Origin of the sequence: Ideonella aquatica (assembly GCF_018069755.1) — a bacterium.
Lineage (GTDB): Bacteria > Pseudomonadota > Gammaproteobacteria > Burkholderiales > Burkholderiaceae_C > Ideonella > Ideonella aquatica.
This window is the reverse complement of sequence record NZ_JAGQDE010000023.1, coordinates 22,126-37,730: the sequence shown is the minus strand read 5'-3', so window position 1 is coordinate 37,730 and position 15,605 is coordinate 22,126. Positions and strand designations below refer to the sequence as shown.

Here is a 15,605-nt window from a genome sequence, read left to right as displayed (position 1 = left end):
CCCGCCATGGATGACCTGACCACCCGCCTGAAGGCGCTGTCCAGCGCCAACGAGTTCCTGGAGTTCTTCGGGATCGCCTACGACGAGCACGTGGTGAACGTGAACCGCCTGCACATCCTCAAGCGCTTCTACCAGTACCTGCGCCAGGCCGACGGCCTGGCTGGGCTGGATGAGGTGGCGATGTTCACCCGCTACCGCGAGCTGCTGGCGCGCGCCTACCAGGACTTCACCACGTCCGATGCCGCCACCGAGAAGGTCTTCAAGGTCTTCCAGGACGCCGGTGGCACCCAGCACGTGCAGGTCAGCCGCCTGCGCGACAGCCTGGCCGAGCGGCGCACCGCGCGCGCCTGACCCACCGACCGCAGGAGAGCTTTCCATGCACATCGTCGTCTGCATCAAGCAGGTCCCGGACTCGGCACAAATCCGTGTCCACCCGGTGACCAACACCATCATGCGCCAGGGCGTGCCGGCCATCGTCAACCCCTACGACCTGTTCGCGCTGGAAGAGGCGCTGCGGCTGAAGGACCAGTTCGGCGGCCGCGTCACCGTGCTGTGCATGGGCCCGCCGCAGGCCGAGGAGGCGCTGCGCAAGTGCATCAGCTTCGGCGCCACCGACGCCATCCTGATCACCGACCGCGCCTTCGCCGGCGCCGACACGCTGGCCACCTCCTACGCGCTGTACTCCGCCATCAAGAAGATCGGCGAGGAGCAGGCGGTGGACCTGGTCTTCACCGGCAAGCAGACGATCGACGGCGACACCGCCCAGGTCGGCCCCGGCATCGCCAAGCGCCTGGGCTGGAACCTGCTGACCTATGTCAGCAAGATCAACGAGGTCGACCTCGACGGCCGCACCCTGACGGTGGAACGCCGGGCCGAAGGCGGCGTGCAGCGCCTGCAGACCACGCTGCCCAGCCTCATCACCATGCTGGAGGGCACGAACACGATGCGCTTCGCCACCATGGACGACATGCTGCGCGCCGGCCGTTGCCAGATCCGCAAGTGGAACAAGGACGACGCCGGCATCGAGGACATCGCCAAGATCGGCCTCAAGGGCAGCCCCACCATCGTCAGCAAGGTGTTTGCCCCCAAGGCGCGCAGCGTGCGCGCCGAGATGCAGGAAGTGGGCGACGGCACCAGCGTCAACGACGTCTGCCTGAACCTGCTGCAGAAGATCTTCACCACCCACCCGACGCTCGAGCAAGAGACCGTCGATCGCCTGTCCGCCTGAGGAGCCACGCCATGAGTGACGCCGCCAAACCCGCGAATGCTCCCCAGATGGCCGCCGCCGCGGCCGCTGGTGCCGCCCGGACCGCCGGCCGCAGTGGCCGCAGCACCGAACTGCCCGAGCACCTGAAGGTCTACAAGGGCGTCTGGGTGTTCATCGAACACGACCGCGGCCAGGTGCACAGCGTCAGCTGGGAGCTGATGGGCGAGGCCCGCAAGCTGGCCGACAAGCTGGGCGTGGACGTCAGCGGCGTGCTGCTCGGCGGCCCGGCCGACAAGCTGGAGGACTACGCCAAGGAAGCCTACACCTACGGCGCCGACCACTGCTACATCATGCGCGACACGGTGCTGCAGGGCTACCGCAACGAGCCCTTCACCAAGGGCCTGACCGACCTGGTCAACACCCACCAGCCCGAGATCCTGCTGCTGGGCGCCACCACCATGGGCCGCGACCTGGCCGGCTCGGTGGCCACGACGCTGGGCACCGGCCTGACCGCTGACTGCACCGAGCTGAACATCGACGGCCGCGCGCTGGCCGCGACCCGCCCGACCTTCGGCGGCAGCCTGCTGTGCACCATCATGACCCTGGCCTATCGGCCGCAGATGGCCACCATGCGCCCGCGCACCGCGCCCATGCCGCCGCGTGACGAGAGCCGCACCGGCGACATCATCACGATGCCGCTCGGCATGATCGAGACCGACATCGTCACCAAGCTGCTGGGCTTCATCCCCGACGCCACCAGCAACAACATCAACCTGGCCTATGCCGACATCATCGTCACCGCCGGCAAAGGGCTGAAGAACGCCGACAACTGCAAGCTGGTGTGGGACCTGGCCCGCGTGCTGGGCGCCGAGGTGGGCGCCACCCGCGCCGTCACCCAGGCCGGCTGGATGGAGGCCGAGCGGCAGGTGGGCCAGACCGGCAAGACCGTGCGCCCCAAGCTCTACATCGCCGCCGGCGTCTCGGGGGCGATCCAGCACCGGGTGGGCATGGAGGCCTCCGACGTGATCGTGGCCATCAACACCGACCCCAACGCCCCGATCTTCGACTTTGCCCACCACGGCATCGTCGGCAACGCGATGCAGGTGCTGCCGGTGCTGACAGCCGCCTTCCGTTCCCACCTCGACAAGCGCATCCGCAAGGTCGCTTGAACACCAGGAGCCATGATGAACGACATCACGACATCGACGTGGCGGGCCGAGCGCCGGGCCGCTCCCAAGCCGGCCCGCATCCCCTTGGGGGATCGGGCGACGTACCCGTCGGACGAGGGGCTGTCATGAGCAAAGAGAAGTTCGACGCGATCGTGGTCGGTGCCGGCCCTTCGGGCAATGCCGCGGCCTACACGATGGCCAAGGCGGGTCTGAAGGTGCTGCAGATCGAGCGCGGCGAATACCCCGGCAGCAAGAACGTGCAGGGCGCGATCCTGTACAGCAATGCGCTGGAACAGATCATCCCGGACTTCCGCGAGGACGCGCCGCTGGAGCGCCACATCATCGAACAGCGCATGTGGATGATGGACGACGAGAGCTTCGTCGGCACCCACTACCGCAGCGACGACTACAACAAGCCGCCGTACAACCGCTACACCATCATCCGGGCGCAGTTCGACAAGTGGTTCTCGTCCAAGGTCCGCGAGGCGGGTGCGCTGCTGATCTGCGAGACCACGGTGGAGGAGCTGCTGCTCGACGGCGAGCAGGTCATCGGCGTGCGCTGTGACCGCCTGGGCGGCGAGGTCTATGCCGACGTGGTGGTGCTGGCCGACGGCGTCAACAGCACGCTGGCGCGCAAGGCCGGCTTCCATGGCGAGCTGGACGCAGGCAACGTGGCCCTGGCGGTCAAGGAAATCCTCTTCCTGCCCGAAGAAGTGATCCAGGCGCGCTTCAACGTCAAGGACGAAGAGGGCGTGGTCATCGAGCTGATGGGCAAGGTGACCGAGGGCATGGTGGGCACCGGCTTCCTCTACACCAACAAGGAGTCGCTGACCATCGGCGTGGGCTGCATGCTCAGCGACTTCAAGGCCAACCCCCAGCGCACCAGCCCCTACACGCTGCTGGAGAAGCTCAAGAAGCACCCCAGCATCGCCCCGCTGATCGAAGGCGGCGAGATGAAGGAGTACTGTGCCCACCTGATCCCGGAAGGCGGCTTCAACGCCGTGCCGCGCATCTATGGCGCGGGCTGGCTGATCGTGGGCGACTCGGGCGGCTTCGTCAACGCCGCCCACCGCGAAGGCTCCAACCTGGCCATGACCAGCGGCCGCCTGGCCGGCGAGACGGTCATCGCCCTGAAGGCCGCCGGCCAGGAACCCTCGGCCGCCCGCCTGAAGCTCTACAAGGACAAGATGGACGAGTCCTTCGTCATGAAGGACCTGAAGAAGTACCGCAAGCTGCCCGAGGTGCTGCACAGCAGTCCGCAGTTCTTCACCGCTTACCCCGAGCTGGTCAACCGCGCCGCCAAGACCTTCTTCACCGTCGACGGTGTGGACAAGCACTCCAAGGAAAAGGAAATCCTGGGCAGCTTCCGCAGCAAGCGCAGCCTGACCGGCCTGATGGGCGATGCCTTCAAGCTCTGGCGTGCCTCGCGCTGAGCGCGCCAGCCGCTGCTGCACACCCTTTGCCCGCCCTCGCCCGAAGGAGCCATCATGAGCCTCGTCGTCAACGTCGAAGAAAAGCTCTTCCAGAACCGCTACAAGGTCGACCACGGCCGGCCGCACATCCAGATCAGGAAGCCCGAGGTCTGCGCCAACGACTGCAAGGACCAGAGCTGCACCTTCATCTGCCCGGCCAGCTGCTACAAGGCCGAAGGCAACCGCTCGGTCACGCTGATCACCGACGGCTGCCTGGAATGCGGCAGCTGCCGGGTGATCTGCACCGAGCACGCCAACGTGGCCTGGGAGTACCCGCGCGGTGGCCACGGCATCCTCTTCAAGTTCGGTTGAGTCATGGATGTCAATACCTTCCTGGCGCACGCGATCCAGCTGGAGCGCGAGGCCGCGCGCCGTTACGAGGAACTCTCGGCGGCGCTGGCCACCGACGGCAATGCCGACCTCAAGGCCTTCTTTGCGCTGATGGCCAAGTACTCGCGCCTGCACCTGGCCGATGCGATGGCCCGCGGCGGCTTTCGCGAGATCCCGGTGATCGCGCCGCAGGACTTCCAATGGCCCGACGGCGTGTCGCCCGAGGTGGCCGACTGGGCCGGCGTCGATGCGCTGCTGGACGCCCCTGCCGCACTGGCGCTGGCCATGGACAGCGAGCGCCGCGGCCACGCCTGGTACGCGGCGGTGTCGGCCAGCACCATCGACCCCGAGCTGCGCGCGCTGGCCGCCGAGTTCGCCGACGAAGAGGCTGACCACCTGCGGCAGCTGCAGGTCCTGATCGCCGCCCATCCGGCCTGACCGTTCTTCATTTCGTTTCATCACGCCATGCCCCACCCGACCCGCCACGTCTTCGTCTGCAGCCAGCAGCGCCCACCCGGCCATCCGCGCGGCAGCTGTGCCGCCAAGGGGGCCAGCCCGCTGCTGCAGGCCTTGTGGGCCGAGCTGCAGAAGCGCCAGTGCTACGAGCAGGTGGCGATCACCTACTCCGGCTGTCTGGGTCCCTGTGATGGCGGTCCCCATGTGCTGGTCTATCCCGAGGGCGTGCTGTACCAGGGCGTGACGGTCGACGACATCGGCGAGCTCTTCGACAGCCACCTGCTGGGTGGCACGCCGGTGGAGCGCCTGCGCGCACCGGCCACGGTCTGGTGAGTGCGCGCCACCGGCGCGCTTCTTGCACTGACCGGCCACCGGCTGGGCCGTCGCGGCGGATGCACCGTCTCGGCGCGCCCCCGGACGCAGGAGGTGCACCGTGATCAGCCGCATCGCACAGGAGCGCTCCCATCTGGAGCTGTCCACCATTTACGAAGTGTGTCGCATCCTGGGCGACTCGCTGGATCTGCAGCGCACCTTCCGGGCGGCGCTGAACACCCTGTCGGCCCAGCTGGGCCTGCTGCGCGCCATGGTGGTGCTGCCGGTCAGCGAGGACGGTCAGCTGCGCGTCCACAGCGCCGTTGGCCTGTCCCGCGAGGAAATGGAACGCGGCCAGTGGCAGCCCGGCGAGGGCGTGATCGGCCGCGTGCACTGCTCTGGCCTGCCCGTGGTGGTGACCAATGTCGAGGACAGCGACGAGTTCATCGACCGCACCGGCGCCTTCGGCCCGCAGGAGGGCAAGCGCCTGTCGTTCATCGTGGTGCCGCTGCGCACCGGTGCGGATCACAATGCGGTGGGTGTGCTGGCGGCGCAGCGTGAGCTGCAGGGCGTGGCCCGGCTGTCTGACGACCAGCGCTTCCTGACCATGGTGGCCACGCTGCTGGCGCAGTCGGTGGCGCTGCATCACTCGGTCAGCGCCGAGCACCAGCGCCTGCAGCAGGAAACCACCCGGCTGCAAAAGGCCCTGACCGCCGAGATCCCGCGCCGCCGCTCGCTGGACAATGTGGTCGGCCAGAGCCGGCAGATGCAGCGCGTCTTCGCCGAGGTGCACCAGGCCGCGCCCTCGCGCGCCACCGTGCTGCTGCGCGGCGAATCGGGCACCGGCAAGGAAGAGATCGCGCGGGCGATCCACTTCCTCAGCCCGCGCAAGGAAGCGCCCTTCATCAAGGTCAACTGCGCGGCGCTGACCGAGTCGCTGCTGGAGTCGGAACTGTTCGGCCACGAGAAGGGCGCCTTCACCGGCGCCGTGGGCGAGCGCAAGGGCCGCTTCGAGCTGGCCCACGGCGGCACGCTGTTCCTGGACGAGGTGGGTGACATCTCGGCCGGCTTCCAGGCCAAGCTGCTGCGGGTGCTGCAGGAGCGCGAGTTCGAGCGCGTCGGCGGCACCCGGCCGGTGAAGGTGGATGTGCGCCTGATCTGCGCCACCAACCGCGATCTGGAGCGCATGGTGCAGCGCGGCGAGTACCGCGCCGACCTGTATTACCGCATCAACGTGGTCAGCATCTTTCTGCCGCCGCTGCGTGAGCGGCGCGAGGATATCCCGCCGCTGGTGGCCCATTTCCTGGATCGCTACAACAAGGAGAACCGCCGCAACGTCAAGGTCACCGCCGAGGCCATGCAGGTGCTCACCAACTGCTACTGGCCGGGCAATGTGCGCGAGCTGCAGAACTGCATCGAGCGCACTGCCACGATGGTGGAGGGCGGCTCGATCAACGGCCTGGCCTTCCCCTGCCGCTCCAACCGCTGCCTCACCCAGACCCTGCACCACATCGACAAGGCCGATGCGGTGGCGCCGGCGGTGGTCCACTTCGCCGGCCGGGTCAACGGCCACAGCAGCCCCTTGCCCGACGACGACGAGGTGCTGACCATCGGCCCGGCCGAACGCCTGGCCGAGTCGGGCGCGGTGCCGCCGCGCCACTTCGGCCCCGAGGCCCCGGCCGGCGAGCGTGATCGCCTGGTCTGGGCGATGGAGCAGTGCGGCTGGGTGCAGGCCAAGGCCGCACGGCTGCTGAAGGTCACGCCGCGCCAACTGGGCTATGCGCTGCAGAAGCACCGCATCGAGGTGCGCAAGCTGTGAGCGCCGCCCGGCGCTGACGTCGACAAGGCCGCCGGCGGGCGGCCTTGTCGCTTTTGTCGTGACCGGCACAGCCGACGCGCCAATCCAAGTGCTTGATTTTTCAGTGTTTTCTGACTGGCACGGCTCTCGCAATAGGGGACTCAACCCACGACCGCGAGGTGCCCATGTCTGCCAACGCCGCCTTCGTCTCGATCGCCGACCTGAAGAAAGGTCGCAGCGCCATCAGTGAGGTCATCGAGACCGGTGGCGGCTGCTCCACCACCGGCGGCGAGGGCAAGGCCAGCTGCGGCTCCTCGGCCGGTGCCGATGACATGCCGCCCGAGATCTGGGAGAAGGTCAAGAACCACCCCTGCTACTCGGAAGAGGCCCACCACCACTTCGCCCGCATGCATGTGGCGGTGGCCCCGGCCTGCAACATCCAGTGCAACTACTGCAACCGCAAGTACGACTGCAGCAATGAATCGCGCCCCGGCGTGGTCAGCCAGAAGCTGACGCCCGACCAGGCGGTGAAGAAGGTGCTGGCGGTGGCCAGCGAGATTCCGCAGATGACGGTGCTGGGCATCGCCGGCCCGGGTGATTCGCTGGCCAACCCGAAGAAGACCTTCGACACCATGCGCCAGCTCGCCGAGCAGGCGCCCGACATCAAGCTGTGCCTGTCGACCAACGGCCTGGCGCTGCCGGACATGGTCGATGAGATCTGCAAGTACAACATCGACCACGTCACGATCACGATCAACATGGTCGACCCGGCGGTGGGCGAGAAGATCTATCCCTGGATCTTCTACAACCACAAGCGCTACACCGGTGTCGAGGCGGCGAAGATCCTGCACGAGCGCCAGATGCTGGGCCTGGAGATGCTGACCGCGCGCGGCGTGCTCACCAAGATCAACTCGGTGCTGATTCCCGGCATCAACGACGAGCACCTGATCGAGGTGAACCGCGAGGTCAAGAAGCGCGGCGCCTTCCTGCACAACATCATGCCGCTGATCTCCGAGCCCGAGCACGGCACGGTGTTCGGCCTGACCGGCCAGCGCGGTCCCACCGCGCAGGAGTTGAAGGCCGTGCAGGACGCCTGCATGGGTGGCGCGAACCTGATGCGCCACTGCCGGCAGTGCCGCGCGGATGCGGTGGGCCTGCTGGGTGAAGACCGCTCGGAGGAATTCACGCTCGACAAGATCGAGGCGATGGACATCCACTACGACCTGGATAAGCGCCGCGCCTACCAGCAGAAGGTCGAGGCCGAGCGCCAGGCCCAGCACCAGGCCAAGGTCGATGCGCTCGATGCCGCGCTGGACGCTGCGCTGATCGCCGGCCAGGAGGACCTGAAGGTGCTGGTGGCGGTGGCCACCGAGGGCCATGGCCGCGTCAACCAGCACTTCGGCCACGCCACCGAGTTCCAGATCTTCGAGGTCAGCCGCAAGGAGGCGCTCTTTGTCGGCCACCGCCGCGTGGACCTGTACTGCCAGGGCGGCTATGGCGAAGACGAGCAGTTGCCCAGCATCGTCGGCGCCATCAACGACTGCCATGCGGTGCTGGTCTCGAAGATCGGCGCCTGCCCGCGTGACGAGCTGACGGCCGCCGGCATCGAGCCGGTCGACCAGTACGCGCACGAGTTCATCGAGAAGGCCGCGCTGAGCTGGTTCACCGACTACTGCGGCCGCGTGGCCGCCGGCCAGATCACCCACCAGGCGCGCGGCGATGCGCGCATCCGCCAGGGCGCGTTCACCGGCGCTGCCGGCGACGCGGCCGAACTCGCCGCCTGATGGCCCTTTCCCCGACCCCGCCAGGAGAACTCACCATGGCCCTGAAGATCATTGCCTCGATGTGCACCGGCTGCTCCGCCTGCGAGCCCGAATGCCCCAACGTTGCCATCCGCGAAAAGGGCGGCACCTTCATCATCGACCCGGCCAAGTGCACCGAGTGCGAAGGCCAGTTCGACGCGCCGCAGTGCGTGTCGGTCTGCCCCGTCGACGGCTGCATCAAGAAGGTCTGACCACCCCCCCCGAAGCGCCTGCGGCGCCTCCCCCCAGGGGGGCCGCGTCTGTGGACCGGCAAAGCCGGATCCACGTCGCGACTGGGTTCGGTCGGCTGACTGCCCAGGCCCTTTTGTTCTGCACATGGAGACTGGAATGATTCTTCCCAATGTGACCGTCACGCCGGCTGCGGCGAAGTTCATGCGCCGCATGGTGCGCTTCTCGTCGCACCCGGCCGGCGGCTTCCGGCTGACGGTCACGCCGGGTGGCTGCTCGGGCTATGCGTCGGAGTTCACCGTGGCCGAGTCGCCGGCCGCGGGTGATGCCGAGATGGTGTTCGGCGACGTGCGGGTCTTCCTGCCGGCCGAGAGCCGCCTGGTGCTCGACGGCGTCACGGTCGATTTCGCCGAGACGCCCACCTCGTCGGGCCTGACCTTCTTCAACCCCTCGGCCGGCCCCTGTGCCTGCAGCAGTTCCAGCGACGCCGCGCCGCCCGCGGCCGCCACGGTGCCGCTGTCCTCGCTGAAGCGCCACTGACGGAGCCGGTGGTGGACGCCAGCGGCTTCGACGATGCGGTGCTGGGCCGCGGCCTGCCCGGCGCGGCCGAGGCGGCGCTGGCCGAGGCCGGTCGGCTGCGCGCCGACCCGCCCGCCGCGATGGCTGCGCTGATGCGTGCGCAGGCCTTGGCTCCGGGCCACCCGGCGGTGCTGATCGCGCTGTACCGCCACCACTTCTACGGCCACCGCCTGTCGCTGGCGCGCGATGTGGCGCGTCGTGCGCTGCTGGTGGGTGCGCAGGCGCTGGGTCTGCCCGCGGCCTGGCGCGAGGTGCCGCGCCAGCCGCTGTCCGGCGCCCAGGACGACGCGGTCACCCGTTTCTACCTGTTCACGCTCAAGGGCTATGCCTACCTGAGTCTGCGGCTGGACGACCCGGTCGAGGCGCGCGACGCGCTGGCGCTGCTGCGCCACCTGGACCCGGACGACCGGGTCGGCGGCGCGCTGGTCGAGGCGGTGCGCCAGCGCGCGCTGGTCGGCGAGGACCCGGACGACGCTGGCGCGCCGCCAGTGACCGGCGCGGCGGCCTGGGCCCGCCTGGCCCCGGCCTGAGGACGCGGACGATGGACAGCGCCGTCGCCACCCGCTCGCCACTGGCGCTGCGCGTGCGTGCGCCCGCCGGCGACATCCCGGTGCTGGACTGGCAAGGCCAGGCGCTGGACTGTGCCCACTGCCCGCACGCGGCGCTGCGCCGCAGCGGCGCCTGCGAGCCTGGCCACAGCTGCATGCAGGACGCCTACGCGCGCCGCATCGACCGCTTCTTCCGTGCCCATCCCACGCTGGCCGACCGCCACCTGGCGCATCCGTACTTCGAGGTGCGGGCGATCGCCGCGCGCCATGTCGATGTCTTCCAGCTGGCCCGGCTGCGCGACGATCCCGACGAGACCGTGCGCCTGCAGGTGGCGCTGCGCCTGCCGCTGCGCCAGCTGGCCGCGATGGTGGCCGATCCCCACCGCGAGGTGCGCATCCGCGTCGCGCAGCGCCTGGACCCCTCGGCCCTGAGCGCCCTGGTCGACGACCCCGACTACGAGGTCCGCAGCGCCGTGGCACGTCGTCTGCCGCCGGCGCTGCTGCCGCTGCTGGCCCGTGACCCTGACGAGCAGGTGCGCCGCGTGGTGGCCGAGCGGCTGGAGATGCCAACCCTGTGGCGCCTGGCGAACGATGCGTCGCCCCGGGTGCGCCACACCGTGGCCCAGCGCGCGCCGGTGGACCTGCTGGTGTCATTCAGCGAAGACCCCGACTGGTCGGTGCGCTGGGTGCTGGCCGACCGCCTGGACGAGCGCCGCCACCGCGGCCTGCTGCAGGAGCTGGCGGCCGATGAGGACGCCGAGGTGCGCTGCCGCGCCCGCGAGCGGCTGCAGGGATTGCAACCACTGGAGGCCCTTCATGGCGGACATCGCGCGTGACGACGACACGGTCGAGCTGGCCCATCCGCCCCGCTATGCGATGGGCGAGCGGGTGGCCAGCCGCAGCGTGATCCGCAACGATGGCACCTACCCCGGCAAGGCGATTGGCGACGTGCTGGTCGAGCGCGGCGACATCGGCTACGTGCGCTCGATCGGCACCTTCCTGCAGCAGTTCTACATCTACGCGGTGGAGTTCCCGGCCAGCGGCCACCAGGTGGGCATGCGGGCCAAGGAGCTGTGCACGCTGGACCACCTGCCCGACGAGGTGCTGGCGCGCCTGGGCGCGCGGGCCGATTCGCTGCGCGCGCTGCGCTGAACCGTTCCGACAGGAGAGCTCTGATGATCGAACCCCGCGCCCCGATCTACGCCTGGGGACAGCCCGTGCGCGCCACGGTCGACCTGTTCAACGACGGCAGCTACCCGGATGTCGACGAGGGCGCGCTGCTGGTGCGCGCCGGCAGCCTGGGCGAGGTGGTCCAGGTCGGCCACCATGCCGAGGCGAATCTGCCGGTCTACATGGTCGAGTTCGGCCGCACGGTGGTGGGCTGCCTCGAGGAAGAGCTCGAGCGCGCCGCGCCGGCCACCGCCGCGGTGTCCGAGGCCTGAGCCATGGCCGCCGGGCAGCTCCAGCCCCCTGCCGGCCGCTTCGAGCCGGCGGCGGTCTATGTGCTCGACCGCGCGCGCATCGAGGTCGCGCTGGAAGCCCGGCACCGCTACAAGTACGTGCAGCCGCAGGTCCAGCCTGGGCCGGGCGGCAAGGGCTGGCAGGTGCTCAGCCCCAACTGCTCGCGCAGCGTGGACCCGCTTGGCGGCATCATCGAGATCGCCTGGCTGCAGCCGGTGGCGGGCCAGTGGCACCTGCACGCGCACGACCACCGTCGGCGCGCCTGGGTCTTCAAGCTGCGCGCCGCGACGCTGGCCGACGCGCTGGCGCGGCTGGTGGACGACCCGCTGAAGGAGTTCTGGCAATGAGCGTGGCGTCGCCGGTCTACCTGGACCACAACGCCACCACCGCGCCGGCCCCGGAGGCGGTCGAGGCGATGCTGCAGGCGCTGCGCCAGGACTGGGCCAATCCCTCGTCGATGCATGCGCCCGGCCAGGCGGCGCGCCAGCGGCTGGGTGCCGCGCGCGCGGCGCTGGCGCGGGTGATCGGTTGCCAGCCGGCCGAGCTGGTCTTCACCAGCGGCGCCACCGAGTCCAACCACGCGGCGGTGCTGGGCGCGCTGTCGCGCGGTCGGGCGCTGGGCCGCACGCGGCTGCTGCTCTCCGCGGTCGAGCACCCTGGCCTGCTGGGCCTGGCTGAACGCCTGCGCGCGCAGGGCACGCCGGTCGATCTGCTGCCGGTGGATGCGCGGGGGGTGGTGGATGTCGACGCTGCCGCCCGCCTGATCGGGCCCGACGTGGCGCTGCTGTCGGTGATGGCCGCCAACAACGAGACCGGCGTGTGCATGCCGCTGCAGGCCCTGTCGGTGCTGGCGCGCGCGCACGGCGTGCCCTTCCATGTGGACGCCACGCAGGCGCTGGGCAAGTGCACGCTGCGTTTTGACGCCAGCGGGGCCGACCTGTGGTCGGTCTCTGCCCACAAGCTGCACGGCCCCAAGGGGGTGGGTGCGCTGGTGATTCGCAAGGGCCTGGACTGGCCGCCGCTGATCGGCGGCCGGCAGGAGCGCCACCGGCGCGGTGGCACCGAGAACGCGCCCGGCATTGCCGGCTTCGCCGCCGCCGCCACCCGCGTGGCCGCCACGCTGGAGGCGGATCTGCCGCGCATCCAGGGCCTGCGCGACCGCCTGGCGCAGCGGCTGCGCCAGCGCGTGCCGGCGCTGGTGGTCTTCGGTGAGGGCGCACCGCGCCTGCCCAACACGCTGGGCCTGCGCTTCGGCACGCTGGACGCCGAGCGCGTGCTGCATGCGCTGGAGCGCGAGGGCATCGTCGCCAGCAGCGGCGCGGCGTGCGCGGCGGGCGGCACCGAGCCCTCCGCCGTGCTGCTGGCCATGGGCTGCACGCCGCACGAGGCGCGCGCCGGCATCCGCTTCTCGCTGGGCCGCGACACCACCGACACCGACATCGCCCGCACGCTGGCCGCCGTCGAGCGCGCCATCGTGCCGCTGCTGGCCGAGCTGGCCGCCGCCGCCTGAACACCTCCTGGAGAACCCCATGAAAGTCATGATCCGCAAGACCTCCACCGGCGCGTTGTCGGCCTATGTCGCCAAGAAGGACCTGGAGGAGACCATCGTCTCGCAGGAGAAGCCGGGCCTGTGGGGTGGCACGGTGACGCTGGGCAACGACTGGGTGCTGGCCCTGCCCGAGATGCCCGATGGCACCGCGCTGCCGATCACGGTCGAGGCGCGCCGCCTCAGCGGTGACTGAGATGGCCACCGTTGACGAGGCCCTGAGCCTGGCCGAGGCCCAGCCCACGGTGCGCGAGGCCGCGGCCGTGCTGCGCCGGCAGCTGGCACCGCTGCGGGTGATGGTGGTGGACGCCTTCGACATGCGCGGCGAAGCGCCGCTGGCCCAGGGTGCGCGCCGCGCGCTGTGGGGCGCGGCCAGTGATGGCCACTGCTGGAGCGTCAGCCACGATCCCGGCGCACTGGCCGGCCTCTACCTGGCGGATGTCTGAGATGGACGCCGCCCTTCACACGGCCGCGGTCAGGACGGTCGCCGGCGCCGCCGCCGAGGGGCCCGATGCCGACGAGGCCCTGATCGGCCCCGACGGCCTGGTGGCCGGCGAGACGCCGCAGACCGACGAACTGCTCGGCGACGACTGGATCCCGCTGTCCGACCCCGACTTCTCCGAGCTGGAGCAGACCCTGGTGCAGACCGCGCTGGGCGGCTCGCGCCTGAGCGCCGGGCCGATGGTCGAGCGCTTCGAGCGCGCCTTTGCCGACTGGCTGGGGCGGCGCCATGCGGTGGCGGTGGCCAGCGGCACGCTGGGCACCTGGCTGGCGCTGCGGGCGCTGGGGATCGGGCCGGGCGACGAGGTGATCTGCTCGCCGCATGGCTGGCACCAGGTGGCGCAGGCCATCACGCTGGCGGGTGCGACGCCGGTGTTCTCGGAGATCCACTACTGGACCGGCTGCCTGGATGCCGCGCGCGCCGAGGCGCGCATCACGCCGCGTACCCGCGCCCTGCTGGCGGGCAACGTCAACGGCCACCCGGCCGCCTGGGACGCGCTGCGCGCGCTGGCCGAGCGCCACGGCCTGCGCCTGATCGAGGACTCGACCGAAGCCATCGGTTCGCGCTACCGCGGCCGCCCGGTGGGCCGCTTCGGCGACCTGGCGGTGTTCGACTTCTCGCAACCCTCGGCGCTGTGCTGCGGCGAGGGCGCGATGGTGGTGACCGACGACGACCGCCTGGCGATCGAGCTGCGCTACCTGCGCCAGCGCTCGATCAAGGACCGCAACGCGGTGGCGGTGGGTGCACGCGTGCCGCTGCAGGCGGCGATGGGCGAACTGGGCGCGGCGCTGGGCGTGGCGCAGCTGGCGCGCATCGACGGCCTGCTCGAGCGGCGCCAGTCGGTGGAGCGCAGCTACCGGCAGCACACCAACAGCTTCGAGGGCATCAAGCCACCCTACATCGGCGAGGGCGTCGACGTCGTGCACTGGATGGTCTGGGTGGTGCACCTGGGCACCCGCTTCACGGCCAGCGCGCGCAAGCAGATCGTCGAGGACCTGGCCGCCGAGCACATCGAGGCCGCGCCCTACTGCAAGCCGCTGCACCAGCAGTTCTTCTACCAGCAGCAGGGCTGGCAGCGCGGGGACCTGCCGCTGGCCGAACGCATCGGCGACCGCGCGCTGGCCCTGCCTTTCCATGCCCACCTGGACGACGACGAGGTGAAGTTCATCGTCGCCACGCTGCAGGACACCGCCACCAACATCGGCGCGGGTGCAGCGATCTATTAGTGCCCCCAGGCTCGCTGATTGGTGCCCCCAGGCTCGCCACCCCCCGGGGGGGCTCTGGCAGCGGACCGGCGAAGCCGGATCCGCGCCAGGGACTGGATGGGGTCGCGGTGCTGGTCGAGCGAAGTCAGTACACGAGAGCGAGGTTGATCGATATGAGCTTTGACACACTGGAACATCTGCCCGAGGCCGTGGCCGAGGGCCTGGCCGGCGGCACGCTGGCGCCGTATCTGGGGCCGGCGATGCTGGGGTTGGTCGAGAACCCGCCGGTGCCGGCCGAGCCGCTGGCGCTGGCGGCGCTGCTGACCGCGCGCAACAGCGTGCCGGGCAAGATCAGGAACCGGCTGACGCAGGCGGCGCAGTTCATCGAGAACTTCAAGCACCGCAAGACCCTGGTGGCCGGCATGGACGCGGCGTTCACCGCGCAGCCGCTGCCCAGCGCGCTGCACCGCTGGCTGGCGGCTCTGCGCAGCCCGCTGATCGTGGCGGGCTGGTACGACGACACGATGCGCACGGCGCTGGTCGATGCCGCTGCCTCCTTCGCCGAGGTGCAGGGCCTGTCGCAGAGCGAGCACTTCGGCACCTGGTGCGGCTGGTACGGCGCTGACGGCGCTGCGCTGGCCGACGAGCCGGTGGACGTGCGCACGGTGTTCTACAAACCCTGGGGCGGCCACGCGCCGGCGTCCAACTACCTGGTCAGCGACTCGGACTACGTCGAGGTGCTGACCGAGATCGACATCCAGACGCCGATCCCGGCCCTGGTGCAGCAGCGCCGCGCCAGCCTGGGATTCGTCTTCCTGGGCTGCCGCTTCAACGACCAGCTGCCGCGCAGCTTCGCGCGCCAGATCATGAAGCGCTCGGCCGGCCCGCACTACGCGGTGCTGCCCGACGAGCCCACCCGCATGGAGGCCCGCTTCCTGGAGGAGCAGGGCATCACCCGCATCGCGCTGCCGCTGGCCGACGTGGCCGCGCAGCTCACCGGCCGCACGCCGGCTTTCATCGAACCTTGAA

General features: G+C 70.1%; 21 protein-coding genes. All 21 read left to right on the top strand.

The annotated features are described in order from the left end of the window. The first annotated feature begins 6 nt into the window (after positions 1-6). The 21 genes from nifW (at position 7) to KAK06_RS19520 (ending at position 15,604) form a co-directional block, all read left to right on the top strand. Positions 7-351 carry a nitrogenase stabilizing/protective protein NifW gene (nifW, locus tag KAK06_RS19620; protein ID WP_210803850.1) on the top strand — a complete coding sequence of 115 codons (345 nt, stop codon included), beginning with the start codon at positions 7-9 and terminating at the stop codon, positions 349-351. Between the two features lie 25 nt (positions 352-376). Continuing rightward, positions 377-1,228, top strand: a complete 852-nt coding sequence (locus tag KAK06_RS19615; protein WP_210803849.1) for an electron transfer flavoprotein subunit beta/FixA family protein — start codon at positions 377-379, stop codon at positions 1,226-1,228. 47 nt (positions 1,229-1,275) lie between these two features. Next, entirely contained in the window at positions 1,276-2,376 is a 1,101-nt protein-coding gene (locus tag KAK06_RS19610) for an electron transfer flavoprotein subunit alpha/FixB family protein (RefSeq protein ID WP_210803871.1), read from the top strand. A 125-nt stretch (positions 2,377-2,501) separates the two neighbouring features. Then, entirely contained in the window at positions 2,502-3,809 is a 1,308-nt protein-coding gene (locus tag KAK06_RS19605) for an FAD-dependent oxidoreductase (RefSeq protein WP_210803848.1), read from the top strand. Between the two features lie 51 nt (positions 3,810-3,860). Beyond that, a complete protein-coding gene (locus KAK06_RS19600; RefSeq protein WP_210803870.1) occupies positions 3,861-4,160 on the top strand; it encodes a ferredoxin family protein in 300 nt (99 codons plus the stop codon). Positions 4,161-4,163: 3 nt separating this feature from the next. Next, the gene (locus tag KAK06_RS19595) at positions 4,164-4,616 is read left to right on the top strand and encodes a ferritin-like domain-containing protein (protein WP_210803847.1); all 453 of its coding nucleotides are present in this window, start codon (positions 4,164-4,166) and stop codon (positions 4,614-4,616) included. Between the two features lie 27 nt (positions 4,617-4,643). Next, positions 4,644-4,967, top strand: coding sequence for a (2Fe-2S) ferredoxin domain-containing protein (locus tag KAK06_RS19590; protein WP_210803846.1), 324 nt, complete (start codon positions 4,644-4,646; stop codon positions 4,965-4,967). Positions 4,968-5,067: 100 nt separating this feature from the next. Then, positions 5,068-6,765 (top strand): nif-specific transcriptional activator NifA, encoded by a 1,698-nt coding sequence (gene nifA, locus KAK06_RS19585; RefSeq protein ID WP_210803845.1) that lies wholly within the window; start codon positions 5,068-5,070, stop codon positions 6,763-6,765. A gap of 164 nt (positions 6,766-6,929) precedes the next feature. Further along, entirely contained in the window at positions 6,930-8,528 is a 1,599-nt protein-coding gene (nifB, locus tag KAK06_RS19580) for a nitrogenase cofactor biosynthesis protein NifB (protein ID WP_210803844.1), read from the top strand. Positions 8,529-8,563: 35 nt separating this feature from the next. Further along, positions 8,564-8,758, top strand: coding sequence for a 4Fe-4S binding protein (locus KAK06_RS19575; RefSeq protein ID WP_210803843.1), 195 nt, complete (start codon positions 8,564-8,566; stop codon positions 8,756-8,758). A gap of 136 nt (positions 8,759-8,894) precedes the next feature. Then, complete coding sequence (locus KAK06_RS19570; protein ID WP_210803842.1) at positions 8,895-9,275, top strand: HesB/IscA family protein; 381 nt, start codon at positions 8,895-8,897, stop codon at positions 9,273-9,275. A gap of 11 nt (positions 9,276-9,286) precedes the next feature. Beyond that, positions 9,287-9,844, top strand: coding sequence for a hypothetical protein (locus KAK06_RS19565; RefSeq protein WP_210803841.1), 558 nt, complete (start codon positions 9,287-9,289; stop codon positions 9,842-9,844). Positions 9,845-9,855: 11 nt separating this feature from the next. Then, the gene (locus tag KAK06_RS19560; protein WP_210803840.1) at positions 9,856-10,698 is read left to right on the top strand and encodes a 4Fe4S-binding leucine-rich repeat protein; all 843 of its coding nucleotides are present in this window, start codon (positions 9,856-9,858) and stop codon (positions 10,696-10,698) included. Further along, positions 10,679-11,014, top strand: a complete 336-nt coding sequence (locus tag KAK06_RS19555; protein ID WP_210803839.1) for a nitrogen fixation protein NifZ — start codon at positions 10,679-10,681, stop codon at positions 11,012-11,014. Before KAK06_RS19560 ends, KAK06_RS19555 begins: the two co-directional genes overlap by 20 nt. Positions 11,015-11,037: 23 nt before the next feature. Further along, entirely contained in the window at positions 11,038-11,304 is a 267-nt protein-coding gene (locus tag KAK06_RS19550) for a nitrogen fixation protein NifZ (protein WP_210803838.1), read from the top strand. Between the two features lie 3 nt (positions 11,305-11,307). Continuing rightward, positions 11,308-11,670 carry a DUF3024 domain-containing protein gene (locus KAK06_RS19545; protein ID WP_210803837.1) on the top strand — a complete coding sequence of 121 codons (363 nt, stop codon included), beginning with the start codon at positions 11,308-11,310 and terminating at the stop codon, positions 11,668-11,670. Continuing rightward, the gene (locus tag KAK06_RS19540; protein WP_210803836.1) at positions 11,667-12,833 is read left to right on the top strand and encodes a cysteine desulfurase family protein; all 1,167 of its coding nucleotides are present in this window, start codon (positions 11,667-11,669) and stop codon (positions 12,831-12,833) included. The genes KAK06_RS19545 and KAK06_RS19540 overlap by 4 nt, the downstream gene beginning before the upstream one ends. Before the next feature lie 19 nt (positions 12,834-12,852). Further along, positions 12,853-13,065: a putative nitrogen fixation protein NifT gene (gene nifT / locus KAK06_RS19535; RefSeq protein WP_210803835.1), complete on the top strand. Its 213-nt coding sequence runs from the start codon at positions 12,853-12,855 to the stop codon at positions 13,063-13,065. A 1-nt stretch (position 13,066) separates the two neighbouring features. Continuing rightward, entirely contained in the window at positions 13,067-13,315 is a 249-nt protein-coding gene (locus tag KAK06_RS19530) for a hypothetical protein (protein ID WP_210803834.1), read from the top strand. A 1-nt stretch (position 13,316) separates the two neighbouring features. Continuing rightward, positions 13,317-14,597, top strand: coding sequence for a DegT/DnrJ/EryC1/StrS family aminotransferase (locus KAK06_RS19525; RefSeq protein ID WP_210803833.1), 1,281 nt, complete (start codon positions 13,317-13,319; stop codon positions 14,595-14,597). 152 nt (positions 14,598-14,749) lie between these two features. Next, on the top strand, positions 14,750-15,604 hold the full coding sequence (locus tag KAK06_RS19520) for an SIR2 family NAD-dependent protein deacylase (RefSeq protein WP_210803832.1): 855 nt from the start codon (positions 14,750-14,752) through the stop codon (positions 15,602-15,604). Position 15,605: the final 1 nt, after the last annotated feature.